Source organism: Micromonospora sp. NPDC049047, from assembly GCF_040649135.1.
In the GTDB taxonomy this organism is placed as follows: domain Bacteria; phylum Actinomycetota; class Actinomycetes; order Mycobacteriales; family Micromonosporaceae; genus Micromonospora.
On sequence record NZ_JBEZEY010000002.1, the window covers coordinates 544,469 to 557,964 of the forward strand.

General features: G+C 72.2%; 9 protein-coding genes and 1 tRNA gene. 6 read left to right on the plus strand and 4 right to left on the minus strand.

From position 1 onward, the window contains the following. Positions 1 to 6: 6 nt before the first annotated feature. The 6 genes from AB0B86_RS05465 to AB0B86_RS05490 all read left to right on the plus strand — a co-directional run bounded on the left by AB0B86_RS05465 (position 7) and on the right by AB0B86_RS05490 (position 8,183). Positions 7 to 969 carry a UTP--glucose-1-phosphate uridylyltransferase gene (locus AB0B86_RS05465; RefSeq protein ID WP_357411630.1) on the plus strand — a complete coding sequence of 321 codons (963 nt, stop codon included), beginning with the start codon at positions 7 to 9 and terminating at the stop codon, positions 967 to 969. Further along, positions 966 to 2,279: a gephyrin-like molybdotransferase Glp gene (gene glp / locus AB0B86_RS05470; RefSeq protein ID WP_089017844.1), complete on the plus strand. Its 1,314-nt coding sequence runs from the start codon at positions 966 to 968 to the stop codon at positions 2,277 to 2,279. The genes AB0B86_RS05465 and glp overlap by 4 nt, the downstream gene beginning before the upstream one ends. Positions 2,280 to 2,376: 97 nt before the next feature. Then, on the plus strand, positions 2,377 to 3,027 hold the full coding sequence (locus AB0B86_RS05475) for a GNAT family protein (protein WP_357411629.1): 651 nt from the start codon (positions 2,377 to 2,379) through the stop codon (positions 3,025 to 3,027). A gap of 180 nt (positions 3,028 to 3,207) precedes the next feature. Further along, the gene (locus tag AB0B86_RS05480) at positions 3,208 to 3,990 is read left to right on the plus strand and encodes a hypothetical protein (protein ID WP_357415552.1); all 783 of its coding nucleotides are present in this window, start codon (positions 3,208 to 3,210) and stop codon (positions 3,988 to 3,990) included. Positions 3,991 to 4,260: 270 nt separating this feature from the next. Continuing rightward, positions 4,261 to 4,334, plus strand: a tRNA-Ala gene (locus AB0B86_RS05485). A 1,167-nt stretch (positions 4,335 to 5,501) separates the two neighbouring features. Then, complete coding sequence (locus AB0B86_RS05490; RefSeq protein ID WP_357415555.1) at positions 5,502 to 8,183, plus strand: LuxR C-terminal-related transcriptional regulator; 2,682 nt, start codon at positions 5,502 to 5,504, stop codon at positions 8,181 to 8,183. Between the two features lie 6 nt (positions 8,184 to 8,189). On the opposite strand, the gene dpgD is transcribed toward AB0B86_RS05490, so the two are convergent. From dpgD to dpgC, 4 genes are read right to left on the minus strand one after another with little or no spacing between them, the layout of a single operon-like run. After that, a complete protein-coding gene (gene dpgD / locus AB0B86_RS05495) occupies positions 8,190 to 9,023 on the minus strand; it encodes an enoyl-CoA-hydratase DpgD (protein WP_357415559.1) in 834 nt (277 codons plus the stop codon). After that, entirely contained in the window at positions 9,005 to 10,462 is a 1,458-nt protein-coding gene (locus AB0B86_RS05500) for a benzaldehyde dehydrogenase (protein WP_357413414.1), read from the minus strand. The genes dpgD and AB0B86_RS05500 overlap by 19 nt, the downstream gene beginning before the upstream one ends. A 22-nt stretch (positions 10,463 to 10,484) precedes the next feature. Then, entirely contained in the window at positions 10,485 to 12,143 is a 1,659-nt protein-coding gene (locus tag AB0B86_RS05505) for a thiamine pyrophosphate-binding protein (RefSeq protein WP_357413412.1), read from the minus strand. Further along, complete coding sequence (gene dpgC / locus AB0B86_RS05510; protein WP_357413410.1) at positions 12,140 to 13,495, minus strand: (3,5-dihydroxyphenyl)acetyl-CoA 1,2-dioxygenase DpgC; 1,356 nt, start codon at positions 13,493 to 13,495, stop codon at positions 12,140 to 12,142. The genes AB0B86_RS05505 and dpgC overlap by 4 nt, the downstream gene beginning before the upstream one ends. Position 13,496 lies beyond the last annotated feature (1 nt).

Consider the following 13,496-nt stretch of genomic DNA (forward strand, 5'->3'; position numbering starts at 1 on the left):
CGCGGCATGTCGGAGCACTCAGCGAACCCCTCATCGACGGCCGCCGCAACCGGCCGTCCCCTGGCGGTCAAGGCCGTCATCCCGGCCGCCGGACTGGCCACCCGGTTCCTGCCGGCCACCAAGGCGGTGCCCAAGGAGTTGCTGCCGGTGGTGGACCGGCCGGTGTTGCAGTACATCGTCGAGGAAGCCACCCAGGCTGGCATCGGCGACGTGTTGCTGATCACCGGACGGGGTAAGACATCGATGGTGGACCACTTCGATCGTCGTCCGGACCTGGAGGCCAGGCTGGCGGAGAAGGGCGACACCGAGCGGCTGGCCGCCGTGCGTGGGCCCAGCGAGCTGGCCGAGATCTACACAGTGCGGCAGCCCGAGCAGCTCGGGCTCGGCCACGCCGTCGGGTACGCCGAGTCGCACGTCGGCGACCAGCCCTTCGCGGTGCTGCTCGGCGACGAGTTCGTCAAGCCGGCGGAGCCGCTGCTGCCGGCGATGCTCGAGTTGCAGGCCCGCACCGGCGGTGTGGTGCTCGCCTTCTTCGAGGTCGACCCGGCCGAGACCAAGCGGTACGGTATCGCCTCCGTCGAGCCCGCCGAGGCCGAGCTGACCGACATCGGTGAGGTGGTCAAGGTGACCGGGATGGTGGAGAAGCCCCAGCCCGAGGACGCCCCGAGCAACCTCGCGGTGCTCGGCCGGTACGTCCTGCCCGGCAAGATCTTCGACGCGATCCGGCGGACCAAGCCGGGCAGCGGCGGCGAGATCCAGCTGACCGACGCGATGGAGCTGCTGCGCACCGAGGGCACCCCGGTGCACGCGATCGTCTACCGGGGCACCCGTTACGACACCGGCATGCCGCTGGGCTACCTCCAGACGGTGGTGCAGATCGCCGCCGAGCGTGAGGACCTGGGCAGCGAGTTCCGGTCCTGGCTTGCCGACTTCGTCAAGGCCGACGCGGCAGGCGGATCTGGTACATGACAGCGACGGCCGACGCCGAGGCGGCCGCGAACGAGTTGACGCCGCTCGCCGACTACCTGGGCAGCGTGCTGCGCAGGTTACGCGCGCTGCCGCCACTCGACCTCGACCTCACCCAGGCGCACGGCAACGTCCTCGCCGAGGACGTCGTCGCGCCGCACGCCTTCCCGGCCTTCGACCAGGCTGCCGTGGACGGTTACGCGGCCCGCTGGGAGGACATTTCCGGAGGGGGCCGGGGCCCGAGTTACGTCCCGGCCCCCTCCGGCACGCCCGGTGGGCGGACGATCCGGCTCAACGTCGTCGGCGATCTCGGGGCGGCGAGCTGGCGGCCGGTCCGCCTCACCCCGGGCTCGTGCTTCTCGGTGGCCGCCGGGGCGCCGCTGCCGGTCGCCGCCGACGTGGTGGTCCCGGTCGAGTGGACCGACCAGGGCATGGCCGCCGTGGAGATCTTCCGCACCCCCAAACGGGGGTACGGGGTACGCCGCGCCGGTGAGGAACTGCCCGCCGGCACCCTGCTCGCCCGCGCCGGCACGTACGTCTCCCCGGCGCTCGTCGCGGTCTTCGCCGCCACCGGCATCGGGCACGTGGTGGTCCGGCCCAGCCCGCGGGTGGTCATCGTGGCCACCGGCGACGAACTCGTCGACGTGGGCCGGGGCAGCCAGCCCGGTCAGGTGGTGGACGCCAACTCGCACGCGTTGACCGCAGCCGCCGCCGAGGTGGGCGCACTCGCGTACCGGGTGGGGATCTGCGACGACGACCCGGAGGGGCTGCGCGGGCTGCTGGAGGACCAGACCCTGCGCGCCGACCTGATCATCACCACCGGGGGCACCGGCACCGGCCCCGGGGACATGGTGCGCCGGATCCTGTCCCGCCGCGAGGGCGGCCGGGCCGGGCCTGTCACGTTCACCGACGTGGCGCTCTATCCCGGCACCGCGCTCGGGTTCGGCACCGTCGGCGCCGAGGAGGTGCCGGTGGTCTGCCTGCCCGGCGACCCGGGCGCCGCGTTGATCGGCTTCGAGGTGCTGGCCCGCCCCGCCATCCAACTGCTCGCCGGCGCCGAGCCGGTGTTCCGACCCAGCGTGCGGGCGCACCTGCTGGAGACCGTGTCGTCGCCGGGCGGGCTGCGCGAGTTCCGGCCCGCGCACGTCGCCGAGCGGCGCGGCGGCGGGTACACGGTGCAGCCACTCAGCGGTGGGCCCTTCACCCTCTCCGGGCTGGCCGAGGCGAACGGGCTGCTGGTGCTCGGTGAGCGGGTCACCACCGCGGCGGCCGGATCCACGGTGGACGTGCTGCTGCTGGACCGCCGCCGGTGACGGTGTCCCGACCGGCCATTCGGGCGTCGCACAGCCGTCCGGTCGTCGCGGTGGGTCCACTTGCGCGCGACACGGTCGCGCGCGGGAGACTGTGCCTGTGAGTCTCTTCGGACCCCCGCGGGCGCCGGGCTGGCCGGTGGAGTTGGCGGACGGCCCGGTGTTGCTGCGCCCCTACCGGCGCTCCGACGCGGTGCCGTGGTCGGAGATCCGGCGGGCCAACCGGGCCTGGTTGGCGCCCTGGGAGTCGTCACTGCCCGGCGGTTGGGACGAGCTGAACTCACCGGCGGCGTTCCGCTGGGTGCTCCGTGACCAGCGGCGCTCGGCCCGTGAGGGTGACGGCATGCCGTTCGCGGTCTGCCTGCGCGAGGCCGACCGGGACCGGTTGGTCGGGCACATCAACGTGGGCAGCATCGTGCGGCGGGCGCTCTGCTCCGGCTATGTCGGCTACTGGGTGGACGCCCGGGTCGCCGGTCAGGGGGTGATCCCGACGGCGCTCGCTCTCGCCGTGGACCACGCGTTCGGTCCGGGCGGGCTGCACCGGGTGGAGGTCAACATCCGTCCGGAGAACCGGCCGTCGCGGCGGGTGGTGGAAAAGCTGGGCTTCCGTGAGGAGTCGTACCACGTGCGCTACATGCACATCGACGGCGCCTGGCGGGACCACATCGGATACGCGATGACGAGTGAGGAGATCGCCGCCGAGGGCGGCCTGCTGGCCCGCTGGCATCGGGTACGCGCCGCCGCGCGCTGAGCTGCTGTCCCACGGACGGGATCGGCGCGGCGCGCCGGCTTCCTGGTCGGTGCGCCGTAACCTCAAGTAACTGCAAGTTGCGGCGAACGCTCTCCGGCCGGACGATCCACGCACCTAGGCGTGATCGGTGGAAGATCCTGCGGTCGGAGAGCGGTTGCTTCGAATTCGGCGACGGGAGGGGTGAGGGTGCCGACCTCGGTGCTCCTCGCCGTCCTCGCCGCCGCCGGCCTGCTCGCACTGGCCCCGGCGTTGGTTCGCCGGTACGACGCCACCGAGCGGTTGGTGGCGGAGCGGGCGCAGTCGACGGCGCGGGTGCTCCAGCGCCGCCGGCGGCGCCGTACTGTCCCGGGGCGGCGACCGGTACACCCGCCGCGCTCGCTTGTCGTCACACTGAGCGAGGATGCGACTACGGGAGCGTTGACCGCACCGGTCTCCGCGCCTCCGGCGGGCCGTCGCTCCGGTCGCCTACGCGCCGTGCCACCCGCGCCGAAGCGGTCCCGCCGCCGCTCGCCGCCCCGCCGCCAGCACACCCCGGCGGTGTACCGGCGTCGGCGGGTGCTCGCCGCGCTGCTGCTGCTCAACGTCGTCGAGCTGATCGGCGTGCTGTTCGCCAGCCCCGGCTTCTGGATCGGCTTCGCGGTCACCTTCCTCCTCCTCGCCCTGTACGTCGTCCACCTGCGCGGCCAGGCCCTCGCGGGACGCCGCCGCCGCCGCGCCCGCGCCCGGGAAGCCGCCTGGCTGGCCGCCCGGCAGGCCGAGGTGCGCCGGGAGCAGGCCCGCCGCGCCGCGGCCCGCCGGGAGGCGCAGCGCCGCCTGGCCGCCCAGCGCGAGGGGGTACGCCGAGCCGCCATGGGTCTCGACCGGCCAGGTGACCTGCCGGCGGCCGTCAACGGAGGCTCGGTCTCGTACCGCCGGGCCGGCGGACTCCGCGGGCGCCCCTACGAGGCCGGCCGAGGCGCCTGACCACCACCAGGCGAGCCCGGGCCCGTGCCGGGCGTGTGGGCTCTGCCGTGCGGGCCGTGCTCTGTCGTGCGGCTTGATCGACACGGCTTTCTGCAAGGTGGGGTGTCGCGGCGTCCTGGATGCCCCGATTTCCGGGAACCCGAGTGGATCTTCGCCCTGGGTGGGGCGCCGTGCCGGGGGCGGATTCGCGGTGAGGGCCGGTGACCTGTTAGCCTTGCTGCCGGCCCGCCCGGTGTAAGCCGGGTGGGACCGAAGCCGGTTCGCCGGTGGGGGGCTGTGGCGCAGACTGGTAGCGCACCTCGTTCGCATCGAGGGGGTCAGGGGTTCAAATCCCCTCAGCTCCACATTTCTTATGCAAGGCCCTGGCCAGCGGGAATGCCGGTCAGGGCCTTGCGTTTGTCTATGCGGTTTGCATCACCCCCGGCCCCCCACAAACGCCCGGGACGGCCACGCGCGTCGGGCGGCCTGTCCACGCGAGGAGGGCTGTCCCGGGCGAGCGCGGACTTTGGATGTAGTGCTTCCCGGTGAGCTCCTTGCTGCCGTGTCCGAGCTGAGCGGCCGCACGGCTCGAGCTCGAACATCACCACCTCGACCGACACGGAGTCCGTACGTGACGGCGTCGCCCACGACGAAGGCTGGCTGCTGTACCTGTCCCGGCGTCCCGGCGGTGGGAGCACGGTGCACGACCACCTGGCGCATCGGCGGCGCCGACCGGGCGCGCAGCTCCGAAGTCGCGCACTTCGACCCGCCGCGTACGTGGGGCGTCCGAGGAATTGACGGACCGATCCGGGCCGTCGTCGACGTCACCGTCGAGCCTGTCGGCGCGGGACCGGTCCCGTTTGACCATCAACGTCGACTCCGAGGGTCACGGCATCGGCAACTCCTCGTCCCGTTACTGGTCCGGCCCCAGGTCTGCAAGGAGATGCCGAACAATCTGGCGTCCCCTCAAGCAACGCCTCGAACATCGCCAGGCCCCTGGCGGACCTTCAGTCCGGAATCAATTTGAGCGTGAAGGTGGTTTCCAGGCAGCGCACGATCAATCACGCTGCGTTGTTGCAGCTCATCGTTGACAACCGCGAGGGCAATGGTCGTCAAGAAGAGGCCGTCGGTTCAAATCCGGCCACCCCGACAGCCTCGGATGCGTCCTCTTGTCGACGCCGCGTGAAAACTTGTGCTGCGCCGATTGGTGCGGCTACCTGGCCGTTTGGCTGGTGTGCCGCCGGGGCTTCTGCCAGCATATGTAGATCATCTTGCATGGGAGTCTCGGACGATGGGCACCGTTTCCGTGGCCAAGGACAACTTCGTGCGCTTTAAGGTGTCCCCCTTTAAGGTGTTCCCCTCCGCAATGACCGGCATGGCAAGCTGTGCACGGCAGGGAGACATTTCGCTGGTGCGGTGATGGTGCATGAGCAGTTTCCCGTCACACATCTCCGCAGAGGTGTGGCAGCCCGAAGTCAGGCATGGTCCCTGCTGCATTGACAGATACGCATAATTCGGGGGAATGGTGCGAGATGGTGATGATCGAGCGTGACGTCCAGATGGCCGAGCTGTCGGAGCAGTTCGATCGATGCAGCCAGGGAACGGGCGGCCTTGCGATCATCAGAGGTCTCGCGGCTACCGGCAAGACCGCGTTGCTGTACGCCTTCGCGGACCGGGTCGGGTCGCGGTCCCGCTTCGTCAGCGCCGCCGGGTCCCCCGCGGAGCAGCACCTTCCGCTCGGTGTGGTCGACCAGATCCTGCAAGGTGTCGACGTCGATCCACAGGAGCGGGAACGGGCCAGGCAGATGGCGTCCGATCCACAAGCGCTGCCGGAGATCCTGACCACCGTGTGGCGGATCGTGCATACCAACGCCGCCTCTCTGCCGCTGCTCATCGGCGTGGACGACGTGCACCTCGCGGACTCCGTGTCGCTGCAATGCCTGCTCTTCATCGCCCGCCGGGTGCGCAACTTCCCGATCATGCTCGTCCTCAACAATCGGACGCGGGCGGGCGGCCATGAATACGCACAGGCTCGCACGGAGATGCTGCGCCAGCCGGACTGCCGCCAGCTACGCCTGCCGATGCTGTCCGAGGAGGGCGTGGCGGCGCTGCTCGCCCACGAGCTCGACCCGCACGTGGCCCACAGCATCGCGGCTGGCGCCTACGCGGTCACCGGCGGCAACCCGCTGCTCGCCCAGGCCCTTGCCGAGGACTGGCAGGCGTCGGACCTCGCGACCGCCACCGGGCAGCCCTCGCGCCTCGCGGTCGGGGAGACCTATGCCGATGCTGTGGTGTCCTACCTGTACCGCTGCGGCGAGGAGGTGCTGGCGGTCGCGCGGGCCGTCGCGATAATGCGGGAACCCGCCTCCGTGGCGGTCCTGGCCCAGCTCTCGGACGCCCGGGCCGGTGCCGTGAAGACCGTCCTGGACCTGCTCGAAGAAGCCGGCATCCTGCTGCACGGGCAGTGCCGGCACCCGATCGCCCGCCAGGCCGTGCTCGACGACATGCCCCCGGAACACCTGGAGCACCTGCACCGCCGGGCGGCCCAGGCACTGCACCATCAGGGCGGGCAACCCACGGCGGTCGCTCACCATCTGGTGGCCGCGGGCGACAGCAAGGAGCCGTGGGAGACCGCGATCCTGCAGGAGTCGGCGGACAGCGCCCGCACCAGCGGCCAGCTGGGCTTCGCGCTCGACTGTCTCGAACTCGCCCACCGCGCGTCCGTAGACGACACCCAGCGGGCGGTCACCCGTTCCGTGCTCGCCCAGGCTGAATGGCGCGTCGACCCGGCCCGGGCCGTCCGGCATCTGGGGCACCTCACCATCGCCATCACCGAGGGCCGCCTGACCGGGCGGCACGTCGTGGCGCCGGTGCAGCAACTTCTCTGGCACGGGCGCGTGGATGAGGCGGCGCAGATCCTCGACCAGCTCGCCGGCGAACCGCAACCGGACGCGAACACCGCCGCCGACCTGCGGACCCTGCGTGACTACCTGGAACGGTGCTATCCCATGCTGCGCCACGGTGACGCCGCGCGGCCCGGTCCGGAGGCCGATCAGCAGACGCTGATCCTCGGCGAGCACCTGCGCTCTGGCGAACAGCTCGACGATTCCCCCCTGGCACCGATGACTGTGGCACTGTGGGCGCTCGTCGACCCGGAGCGCGCCGAGGCGACCTCGGCGAGTTGGATGCCGATGCTGGCCGAGGCGGCCGGTCGCGGCGCTGGCGTCTGGCGCGGCTTGCACGCCGCCGTTCGCGCCGACCAGGCGCTGTTGCAGGGCGACCTGCCCGCGGCCGCCGGCCTCGCCGCCACCGCGCTCACCGAGCTGTCCCCGATGAGCTGGGGTGTGGTGGTCGGAGCCCCGTTGGCCTGCCTGCTGACCGCCAGCGCCGAGATGGGCCGCTTCGAGGAGGCCGCCGCGCACCTGAGCCCTCCCATGCCCGACGCGCTGCTGCAGACCCCCTTCGGCCTGCGCTATCTACGGGCCCGCGGTCACCTGCAACTGGCGCTCAGCCGTCCGTACGCGGCTCTGAGCGACTTCCAGACGCTGGGGGAGACGCTTCGTCTCTGGGACGCGGACACGCCGGCCGCGGTGCCGTGGCGGCTGGACGCGGCCCAGACCCTGCTCAGGCTGGGCCGCCAGGGTGAGGCCCGCGAGCTGCTCGACCAGCAGGTCAGCCGCCTGGACAGCCACGACGGCCGGGTCTTCGGCCGGGCCCTGCGCCACCTGGCCGCCACCGCCGACGTCCGCGAGCGTCCGCGGCTGCTGGCCGACGCGGTCCGGGCGTTGCAGACGGCGGGGGACCGGCTGGAGCTGGCGCACGCTCTGGCCGATCTCGGCTCCACCTACAAGAGCATCGGCGATTCCAGCCGAGCCAGGATCACCATGCGCCGAGCCGGTCGCGTCGCGCAGGAATGTCAGGCCAGCCCTCTTGCCCAGGGCCTGTACCCGGACGCGGGAAATTGGTCGGCGGCCCTCGGCCCGGACCGCGGCGGCCCCACCGCCCTCAGCGAAGCCGAACGCCGGGTCGGCGAGCTGGCCGCGCAGGGCCTCCCCAACCGGCAGATCGCCGAAATGCTGCACATCACGACGAGCACTGTGGAGCAGCACCTCACCCGGGTGTACCGCAAGCTCGGCGTGAAGAGCCGGACCGATCTGCCGACCAGTCTGCAGATCGGTCCATTGGGCGAGTTGGCGAGCGCGTCGGGCGGCTGACGAGCATCAGGTGCCGGTCCAACGGGGCGTGCGCTTCTCGGTGAAGGAGCGGGCGCCCTCCTGTGCGTCCGCGCTGCGCAGGCGCCGCTCCTCCCACCCGAAGCGGGTGCCGAAGGCCTGTTCCAGGGGCATGGTGGCGGAGCGCTGCGCGGCCTCCTTGATCGCGCGTACCGAGAGCGGGGCACAGGCCAGGATGTCCTGGACCCAGCCGTCGACGCAGGCGTCCAGCTCGGCGGTCGGCACCACGTCGTTGACCAGACCCAGCTCCCGGGCCCGGGCGGCCGGCATCCGCCGCCCGGTCATCAGGTGCCCCAGAGCGATCCGGTACGGCACCTGACGCGTCAACCGAAACACCCCGCCCGCGCCGGGGATCAGGCCCAACCGTGCCTCCGGCAGCGCGAAGGCGGCGTGCTCGGCAGCCACCACGACGTCGCAGGCCAGGGCCAGCTCGAAGCCGCCGCCGAACGCGTACCCGTTGACGCGCGCGACGATCGGCTTGGCGAAGCCGAACCGCTCGGTCAGCCGGGGGTGCCCCGGCAGGTCGCGGGCGCCGAACGTGGACGGCGGCACGCCCGCCTCGGTGCGCTGGACCAGCTCCTTGAGATCCTGTCCGACCGAGAACGATCGGTCGCCCGCGCCGGTGAGCACCACCACCCACACGTCGTCGTCGGCCTCGATGTCGTCCAGGACGGCGCCCAGCTCCTCGTGGGTCCGCACGTCCATCGCGTTGAGCACCGCAGGACGGTTGAGCGTCACGTACGCCACCCGATCGCGCCGGGTGCACAGAACCCGGCGCTCCTCCGCGGGGCCCGCGCCGGGCGTCACACCGGGTACGGACACGGAGTGCTCCGCGCGGTGACCCACTGCCACTGGGTGAACTCGTCCCAGCTGTGCTGCGAGCCGAACCGGGTGCCGTTACCGGAGGCACCCCGGCCGCCGAACGGCACGGTGGCCTCGTCGTTTATGGTCTGGTCGTTGACGTGCACGATGCCGGTGGCGAGCCGCTCGGCCAGGGCCAGCGCCCGCGGCACCGAGCCGGTCTGGATCGCCGCGACCAGGCCGTACTCGGTGTCGTTGGCGACCGCCACGGCCTCCTGATCGTCGCGCACCACGATGACCGGCGCGACCGGCCCGAAGATCTCCTCGGTGAACGCCGGCATCTTCGCGGTGACCCCGCCCAGTACCGTCGGGCGGTAGAACCGACCCTCGAATGTGCCGCCACAGTGCAGCACCGCACCGACCGCCACGGTGTCGGTGACGATGCGGTGGACGCGGTCCCGCTGCGCATCGTTGATCATCGGTCCGAGTTGGACCTGCTCAGTCCACGGGTCGCCCACGGTCATCCGCCGGGCCCGCTCCGCGAGCAGCTCGACGTACCGGCCGGCCACCTGCTCGGCGACGATGTGCCGGCCCGCCGTCATGCAGACCTGACCCTGGTGGAAGAACGAGCCGAACGCGCCGGCCGACGCCGCGGCCTCGAGGTCCGCGTCGTCGAGCACGATGAAGGCGTTGTTGCCACCCAGTTCCAGAGAGACGCGCTTGAGGGCCCGTCCGGCGGCGGCACCCACCTCACGGCCGACAGCGGTGGAACCGGTGAAGGCGATCATGGCGGTCCGCGGGTCCTCGGTGAGCGCCCGACCCGGCTCGGCATCTCCGGCGAGCACGTGCAGCACGTCGCCGGGGAGCCCGGCCTCCTCGAAGATGCGGGCCACGACGTAACCGCCGCTCACCGCGGTCTGCACGTCCGGCTTGAGCACCACCGCGTTGCCCAGCGCCAGCGCGGGGGCGACCGCGCGCAGGCTCAGCAGCAGCGGGAAGTTCCACGGGCTGATCACACCGACCACGCCGAGCGGGACCCGCCGGGCCACGCTGGCCCGGCCGGCCGGCGTGGGCAGCAGCGTGCCGTGCGGCTGGGTGGGCAGCGCCGCTGCCTCCCACAGCTCGTCCCGCGCAGCCGCCACTTCGCTCTGGGCCTTGGGAACGACGGCGCCCCCCTCGCGTACCAACCACTGCTCGATCTCGCCGCGGTGCGCCTCCAGCACCGTCGCGGCGCGGCGCAGCAGCGCGGCCCGCTCGGCCGGGGGCACAGCGGCCCACGCCGGCTGTGCCGCCGCGGCCAGCGTTGTGGCACGGGTGATGTCGGCGGCGTCGGCCACGCCCACGGTGCCGAGTGAGGCACCGGTCGCGGGCTCGCGGACCGTCGCGGTCTGTGCGGCGGCGTGCCAGCCGCCGCTGAACACGGTGCCGGCGAGCGCGCCGACATCGACGAGGGTAGTCATCGTCTTCCTCTCCGATCAGACGTCACGGCGCTAACCGGCTGGTGCGGTGCCGCGTGACGGGTACGTCAATCAGGACGGCCTCGTCGCCCACGGCGGCCTTGGCCACCGCTTCGGCGAGGTGGTCGGCGCTGTGCACGCGCAGCGCACGGATGCCGAAGAACTCGGCCGCCCGGGTGAAGTCCAGCTCGGGCGGGCCCAGGTCGAGGCCTAGGTACGGGTCGGCGGCACCGGTGAGGTGGCCGCGCCGGTCGATCGTCTCCTTGAGCGTGCGGTACTCGCCGTTGTTCATGACGACGAACGTGACCGGCACGCCGTAGCGAGCGGCGCTCCAGAGGCCCTGGAGGCCGAACATGGTGCAGCCGTCGCCGAGCACCGCCACCACCGGTCGGCCGGGGTCGCCCATCCGCGTGCCGATCGCCGCGCCGATTCCGGAGCCGAGGCCGCCGCCGGCCGTGTGTACGTACGATCCGGGCCGCTCCAGCGGCAGCACCGAGCGCAGCAGGATTCCCGAGGTGATCGCCTCCTCGACCACCACGGCGTCCGCCGGCAGCCCGGTGGTGATGGCGTGCACGGCCGCGAGCGGGTCCAGTGGTGCCTTGCCGTATCCGGCCAGCGCCTCGGCGCGTACCCGATCGCGGTGCGCGGCGGTGCGCCTCCCGATCTCGGCCCGTCGCTCGGCGGCCACCGGTACCCGGCCGCGCAGCTCACGGGCCAGTTCGGCCAGCGTCGCCCGGATGCCGCCGACCATGCCGAGGGCGACGGGAAAGTTGCGGCCCGGCTCCGCGGGGTCGCAGTCGAGCTGCACGACCGATGTGTCCGGCGGGATCGGGGAACCGGGCGTGTAGTGGTGCGCCATGAACGCGTGTGTGCCGACGATCAACACCACGTCGTGGCCGGTCAAGCGGTGCCGGATCGCACTGTGTCGGGCGTCGAGCATGCCGTCGTACAGGTCGTGGGTGGTGGGGAAGTCGACGCGGTCGTGCATCGGCTGGTGAAAGGTGACCGCGCCGAGCGCCTCGGCGACGGCGACCATCTCGGCGACCGCGTCGTCGCGGCTCACCCCGTCGCCGGCGACGATCGCGGGCCGCCGGGCCCCGGCCAGCAGTTGCGCCGCCTCGGCGACCCCGGCGGCGACACCGAGCCCTGCCAGCCGGGAACGCGGTGCGGGCGGCTCGATCGGCCCCTCTTCCTCGAGCAGGTCCATCGGGATGGAGAGGAAGACCGGGCCGGCCGGGGGCCGCACGGCCATGGCGAACGCGCGCCGCAGCAGCAGCGGCAGGTCATGCGCGTGCTGCACGTCGAAGGTCTGTTTCACCGCCGACCGTGCCAGTCCGACCAGGTCGCCGGAGAGCATCGGGTCACTGGCCAGGTGCCGCCGGTCCTGCTGCCCGGCGGTCACCACCAGAGGGGTACGCGATCGACTCGCATTGAGCAGGCCGACCAAGCCGTTGGCAAGCCCCGCCGCGACGTGCAGGCTGACGAACGCCGGCCGTCGGGTGGCCCGGGCGTAGCCGTCGGCCATCGCGACGACCGAGCCCTCCTGCAACCCGAGTACGTAGGAGAAGCCATCCCGCCGGGCGAGCGCCTCGGTGAACGGCAGCTCCGTCGTTCCTGGATTGCCGAAGACGGTGGTGACCCCCTCGTCGGCGAGGACGTCGAGCATGGCGTCGACGGGTCTCATGAGTCGTGCCGGGCGGCCGCTGCACCGGACGTGCCGGCCGAGAATCGCCCCACCTTGCCGATCACGTCGTCGCTGTACAACCGCAGCGCCTGTTCCAGCGCGAACTCCGCGGCGTACGCGCGGAAGACGTCGACCGGCTCCTCGGCGATGCTGATCATGTGACGGTTCGCCACCACGGCCGGGCTGGCGAGCTTGGCGGCGGCGACGCGAACCGCCTCGTCCATCCGGTGCGGGTCCACCACCTCGTCACAGACCAGCGCGGCCTGCGGCTCGTGCGCCCAGATCCGGCGGCCGGAGAGAATCACCTGCCGGGAGAGGCGGCCACCGGCGAGCCGGGTCAACCGCAGGTTGGCCATGCCCGGCACGATGCCCTCCTGCGCCGCCGGCAAGCTGAAGAACGCGTCCGCCGCCGCGACCACATGGTCCACCGCGAACAACAGCTGCATGCCGCCGCCGATGGCAAAGGCGTCCACCCCGGCGACCCACGGCTTCTCCGCCTGCGGCCGCGGCCACACCTCGTCGACGAAGAGCCCACGGATCAGCTTCTGCAGTAGGCCCAGCTCCCGGCCCATCAGGAAGTCGAGGTAGGTGATCCGGCCCTGGTGCAGGTCGACGAGATTGATGCCGGCCGAGAACACCCGCCGGCCCTGGTAGCGCGGATGCGTCATCTTGCCGCCGCGCAGCACGCCGACCTGGACCCGGTCGTCCAGCAAGACCAGGTCGATGGCGATCTCCATGTCCGCGACGAGCTGGTCATCCTCGGCATTGAGGAACCGGCCGTTGGCCATCGTCAGGTGCGCGACCCCGCCGATCCGCTCCAGCCGGACACTGCCAATCTCGGCGGTCCCGGTACGGGTGAACTGGCTGAGCAGGGTGCGGGCCCGTACGGTGGGCCGCCGCATCGCCTCCAGTAGATGCCGCCCGGCGGCTGGGCTGCGCAGCAGCGCGGCGAGGAAGATGCCCTGATCGATTTCCCGGCCGTCCTTGTCGCCCTGTCCCAATTCCCGCTCGGCGGCCATCTGCGTTCGCGTCGGCACCAGCCCGGGGAACGCGTCGGCGGCCGCGAAGACCAACTCGGTGATCCGGCGATGTTCGCGCATGCCGCCGGTCAGCTCCCGGTACACCTGCTCGGCGTGCCAGCGCAGGAACGTGGTGCGGGCGCGGCGCTGGTCGGTGAAAATGTCGGCGGCGAGCTGGTGTTGGTCCGGGTGGCGGTCCGGGCGGGAGGGAAGCGCGGCCAGCGCCTGATCCGCTTCGGCGGTGAACTCCGCCAGCGCCGCGGCGTCGGTCAACAGCGAGCCGGTGAACATCGGCGGCACCGCCCGCCACGCGGTGGAGAGACCCGTCGTCATC